Source organism: Pseudomonadota bacterium (assembly GCA_039193195.1).
Taxonomy (GTDB): Bacteria; Pseudomonadota; Gammaproteobacteria; order Steroidobacterales; family JBCBZW01; genus JBCBZW01.
In genome coordinates this window covers 1-2,636 of sequence record JBCCWS010000105.1, presented here as the reverse complement: position 1 = coordinate 2,636, position 2,636 = coordinate 1, and the positions used below count along the sequence as shown (strand labels likewise).

The following is a 2,636-nucleotide window of genomic DNA, read 5'->3' as shown; positions in this document are numbered from 1 at the left end:
CTGTGTTGAACAGTGCACCCTGCGCTGTGGTAACGTCGACCATTGGAAGGCCTTCTTTGTGTCCGAAAGTGCTGTGTCGTAACACCTTTCTAACACATCGAGGCCTTCTTCTCTTTTGGCTCATGAATAATCCAGGCTAGTAGCTCGAGTCCCGCCTGGGGTAGAACAGCTGCGCTGTCAGTGGCGCCGCAGCCCTTAGTCCCTTGGTCCATCGTGCGCTACTCGGGTATCGGCGAACTCAGCATATAGCACCATACGTCACGGTACAGGGGCTCACCGTCCTCGGTCGCGGGCACGAACTCGTCAACGATCATCATGCTGTGCTCGTTGGAGCCCAGCGGACAGGTGCCGTCATCGTTAGGCGGGGTACCTCCTGGATAGCCCTCGCGTGCCGCGCAAATGCTGGTCACCAACTGGTTGGAATTGTTTGCTGGCGGCGATCCTGTGTCCACGAACTCCTGTTCGCCAGGGATCATCAGCTGCGTCCAGGCCCGCGAGTTCACGGTGTAGAGCGGAGAGTCGTGGATGCTGGTGAAGCCGAAGTAGGCGTCCACCGGGGTTTCGAAGTTGTCCTCTCGACGCTGGCTCCAGCTGCCAGCGTTCGGTGCAGCGAAGATCAGCGATCGATCGATCCCGTAGATCTTGCCCGTGAACGCGGCGTGTGAGCCGCCTTGCGAATGGCCGGCGACGGCGATCTTGTCCCACTGGGGTAGCCCATCCTCGCGCAGGAACTGGCTCCAGCCCAAGTACTCGAGGAACTTCACCAGGCGCCCCTCGATAGAGTTCTCCCGCGCGATCACAAAGTCGTCGTAGGGCAGAAAGTTCTCGCCGAGCAGCATCTCCCGATGCAGGAGGCCGTAGCACCAGTCGTCGCCGAGGCAGTAGTGCGAGGTGGGGAGTTCATTGACGTAGATCAGGCCCATCACGTGGTAGCCGCCGGCCGCCGCGGTGCGCAAGAAGTCTTGGTAGACCTCCGGGCCGCTGTCCTCTTGCTCATCCCCGTAGTAGCCCCGGTCCGTGCCGGGAATGAGCAGCAGCAGCTTATCCAGCGGCTCGCCGACGGGCAGGGCCGCCATGTGCGGCAGCGACTCGACGCGACTGAGCGGGTCGATCACGTGGGCGAACTCCTCCTGGAACACCACGTCGGCTGCGCCTTCGCGGTGGCGCGTGCAGTCGTAGGGGGGAGAGAGCTCGCCAGCGGGACCGGGCGGCAGGCCCAGGTAGTCTCGTACCAGGCGCAGATCGGGCAGGCTGACGATGCCGTTGCCGTCGAAGTCTGCATCGGGATCGTCGGTGAACAGGCGACTGCGCACGATGTCGCGGTCGTCAACGTCGACGATTAGGTCGTCATTGACGTCGGGGTCACAGGCGTTGCCAAAACCGTCGTCGTTGCTGTCGCGCTGATCGGCGTTGGCCACCAGGGTGCAGTTGTCCACTGCGTTGTCGATGCCGTCGCTGTCGTCGTCTTGTGGCGACGCCTGGGCAAGCCCGCACGTCGTTGCGTATGCAGCGCACCATCCGGTGATCACGAGCAGGGGGGCAAGCTGTTGACTAATCTTCCGTGTAGCCATGGGATGCATCTCACTGAGTGACTGGGGGTAGCGTGCTTACCGTTGGTCATCGCTCTGGTCTGTTTCCCTCATCATCTCGCCAAATGGCCTCCATATCTACATGCCGAAGGCTCCCGCGAGAGCGCGTGGAGTCACAATCGACCCGTTGCTTTTCTTACATAACCTCTGAATCTCCGTTTCCTGCGCAGCGAGATGATGCAGTGAGTGAGCGACACGGTCACCTAATACTTCCATTCATACTGGCTTGGCGGAAGCGCAGGAGCACATTGACCCAGCAGCTCCGCGCACGGTTGGGGCTAGAGGGGCTCATCTATCCCCAAGGAAGACAAATAAACGCTATCGCCGAAGTGGACGCCGATCCCTTCGAGCCCGGCTGATGCCCACATCATCTGCTCTTCAAGCACGGCTCGCCCCCGTTCGAACTAAACGGACTGCGTCCCTTTCCAGCATCCTTACCCAATTTCACCACCGCCTTGCCCGTTCGCCACGAGCGAAACCGCAGCGCCCGCCGATCGCGGCCACTCAAGCCGCTCAACACGTACTTGCTATCCTGGCGGAGAGTGATCCGTACCTCGAGCGCTACACCGGCGGCCTACGCGCCTGCGCCGTGACAGCGTCGCTTTCGAAGTCGGCGCCGACGATCGGCCGTGGCGAGTACGGCTGCCTATCTGTTCATACGCGTGTGCGATCGCTGCGGGACTCCCCGGGGTCCACCCGGGGGAAGACTGTCGCGCTCAGCGCCATCTGGTACGCAGCGCGGGTGACCGGCGGCGAGCCAAGCCTTGGTAGCCAGGAGCGCTGGAGGGTGTGTTCCCCGCTTTGGCGGCGTCCCGCGCCTCGACGACAGCGGGAAGCAATTGCAAGTCATAGGCCCGGGTCGCCTCGATCCTTGAGTAGCTGTCAGTCAACTGGAGGCAGACCGCGATCTGCTCCGTTCGCGCCAGCAACTGGTCAAGCAGCAAGGCGATCTGCGCCGCCACCTACAAGGCCTGCTACGAGGCAACGGCCATCACTACCGCGCGGCTACGGGCGCGCGAGCGCAGTGGACCAAGACCCACTATCGGT

1 protein-coding gene is annotated in these 2,636 nt (G+C 62.3%); it reads right to left on the bottom strand.

What is annotated here, in order from left to right; all coding sequences use genetic code 11:
• Nucleotides 1–218: 218 nt before the first annotated feature.
• Nucleotides 219–1,571: a hypothetical protein gene (locus AAGA68_27385; protein MEM9388794.1), complete on the bottom strand. Its 1,353-nt coding sequence runs from the start codon at nucleotides 1,569–1,571 to the stop codon at nucleotides 219–221.
• Nucleotides 1,572–2,636 lie beyond the last annotated feature (1,065 nt).

Coding starts and splice junctions, on each gene's coding strand:
- AAGA68_27385 (MEM9388794.1), bottom strand. CDS start 1,571: ATGGCTACACGGAAGATTAGTCAACAGCTTGCCCCCCTGCTCGTGATC.